The organism is Microvirga tunisiensis (assembly GCF_009296175.1).
GTDB classification, from domain to species: domain Bacteria; phylum Pseudomonadota; class Alphaproteobacteria; order Rhizobiales; family Beijerinckiaceae; genus Microvirga; species Microvirga tunisiensis.
In genome coordinates this window covers 1-2,740 of record NZ_VOSK01000568.1, presented here as the reverse complement: position 1 = coordinate 2,740, position 2,740 = coordinate 1, and the positions used below count along the sequence as shown (strand labels likewise).

The 2,740-nt window shown below is 60.7% G+C and carries 2 protein-coding genes; both read left to right on the top strand.

All coding sequences use genetic code 11. The features are described from left to right. Positions 1-245 precede the first annotated feature (245 nt). The gene (locus FS320_RS41350) at positions 246-971 is read left to right on the top strand and encodes a Mu transposase C-terminal domain-containing protein (protein WP_202882962.1); all 726 of its coding nucleotides are present in this window, start codon (positions 246-248) and stop codon (positions 969-971) included. Between the two features lies 1 nt (position 972). Next, positions 973-1,854, top strand: a complete 882-nt coding sequence (locus FS320_RS41345) for a TniB family NTP-binding protein (protein ID WP_152718383.1) — start codon at positions 973-975, stop codon at positions 1,852-1,854. Positions 1,855-2,740 lie beyond the last annotated feature (886 nt).

Genomic DNA, 2,740 nt, shown 5'->3' with positions numbered 1-2,740 from the left:
TCGGTTGGCCTCCAGCTTATGTTCAGCGACATCACTGTGAGACCTGCTGGCCGGCCATGGCCACCCCACGCAGCGCGGCTCCGCAACCCGGGCCAGCTCCGCCGCGCTGCTTCCCCATGTACTACGGTCGTGACTTCCGATCACGGGCGTTTCAGACGGCCTGCGCGGAATGGGGCATCGGTCTCGTGTACAGGCCGCCGGGAAGCCCGCATTTCGGCGGTCACATCGAGCGTCTGATCGGGACAATGATGGGAGCCGTTCATCTCTTACCTGGGACCACGCAATCGTCTGTCGCCGCCAAAGGCAGCTACAACGCCGAAGCCATAGCCACGATGACCCTGAGTGAGTTCGATAGCTGGTTCGCCTTGGAAATCTGCCGTTACAACAACAGCATTCACTCGAGCCTTGGGTGCACTCCCGTTGCCAAATGGGACGCGCTGTCTGGCGAAATGTCGGGCGACATTCCCGTCGACATGGATGCGTTTCGAGTGAGCTTCCTACCAAGTGAACAGCGGCAGGTTCGGCGTGACGGCATCCATCTGTTCGGCATCCGCTATTGGGCGGATGCCCTGGCGGGGCATGTCAGCCGTAAGGATGGAAAAGTGGTCGTGCGGTACGATCCCCGCGACCTCTCTGCGATATGGGTCGAACTGGAAGGCGGACGTTGTGTCGAAGCGCGGTACCGCAACCTGGAAATCCCGCCGGTGTCGCTTTGGGAATATCGCGAAGCCATGCAGAAGGGTCGCGCTTTGGGCAAGAAAGGATCCAATGAGACGGTGCTTGCCCAGTTGATCCATCAGCAACGCCAGATCGCGGATGAAAGCCGACGGCTGGCCATGGCTGAACGGCGATCCCGCGAAAGACGAGGTACGCTGAAAGATTCAATCCGGTCCGATCCACCGTCCGAGGGGCTGCGCCCTGTCGACACTGGTGATACCTCGCGGCCGCTGTTCAAGGTGGAGAGATGGTAACTTGAGAGCAGACGGAACTGGGGAAGACGGTCGTATCGCCCTCATTCAATCGGACATCTGGATCGGCTTTCCACGCGCAGAGCAGGTTCTGGACAGGTTGCAGAGCCTGATAGAAGCGCCACGGCAAACCCGGATACCTGGCCTTCTGGTTCATGGTGCGTCGGGCATTGGCAAGACGATGATTGCCCGAAACCTGTCGCGCCGATACGCGCCGGAATATGATCCGGTCGCAGGCATAACCCACACACCGCTGCTCTTGTTGCAGGCGCCTCCGGCCCCAGACGAGCGGCGGTTCTATCTGCACATTCTCGCAGCCGTCGGTGCGCCGGCAACGTCGCTGGGCTTACGCGCACAAAGCGTCGCCTCTCTCGAGGTTCGTGTCATAGCCCTCCTGCGCGACCTCGGCCTGCGGATGATCATGATCGACGAAGTTCACAACCTATTAGCCGGGATTCATCGCGAGCAGCGCCGCTTCCTGAATGTCCTGCGTTACCTCAGCAACGAACTTGAAGCGTCGCTGGTCTGCTTGGGGGTCAGTGAGGCCGTCGATGCCATTCGCGGGGATGTCCAGCTTGTCAGAAGGCTGGACGAGCATCACCTGCCGAACTGGCGCGACGACGCCGAGTTCTCGGACATGATCCAGACCCTCATTGCTGCCATGCCGTTGCAGAAGAAGTCCAATCTGAGGGTCAAGTCCCTCAAGCAGATGCTGGCGCTGACCGGCGGGGTGACATCTCGCATCTTCGCGTTGGTCAAGGATCTTTCCATCGATGCCATTCGCTCCGGCGAGGAATGCATCACTGATGACGTAATCACCAAATGGACGCCGGTCTGGTCACGCCATGCGCCGGTTCAGCGGCGGCTCGAAAAGTCTGGGACCTGACGCTGCGCCCGCTGCCAAAGACTGTCTCGCCCCACCCAGACCAATTGCTTTCCAGCTGGCTCGCGCGGCTTGCCGCTGCCAACTGTCGAAGGATCGTCAGGCGATCACGCCGCAGCCGCAGGCCCGAAACGGAGTGGAGGACGGCGCGGGGACGGTCTTTTTGTTTCGCGAGGAAGAGCGCAGCTCGGGGAAAAAGATCGGCAGGACCGCAGGTCCGGACCCGCTGTTGCGGTCAAGGGATCGAGGCGCAGCTGTCCTGCGATCAGACCAGCCCCATGAAGAGGCCGCATGCGATGCCCAATGTCTCAAAGGAAAAAGGATCTATCTCACATCAGGCGGCTCTTGTCGGCTCGCACCCGAAGAAGGGATGACGGTGGAAACGGCCGCGCCATTGCCGGAGATGCCTCATGCACCCGAGCAAGACGAGCGAGCTGCGGCAGGCCTTGGAGCGCTGGCCGACTGAGACGCCCTCCGGTCAAGTCATCCTGAGTTGGCTTGCCTCGCCATTCTACTTCTGAATGGACGAGCGCCTGCGCGAGTCGTCAATAGAATGAATTTTCGAGAGCGTCTGCCACACTCGCCAGGCGTTCTCCATCGTTCGTCCACGGCGAAGATCATGTCAGCCGCCTGTCATGGAGCCAGCCTCGCTGCAGCCTATGGCGAGAGAACCACGCGCAATTTTGCCTGCGTGGTCTTGGACAGGTAGAGTTCCGTTGTGGCGAGGAGCCGCAAGCTGTCGTCTGTAACCGTGCGGATCGACTTTTAATTACCCATAGATTTGCGCTCCGATCCTGGCGCCGAGTTCGATGTCCATCAGGCGCGAAAGTCCTCTCCACATGACGGTGTTGCCTGGCGGCGGATCATGCCCACGCGCGAGATAGCCGCC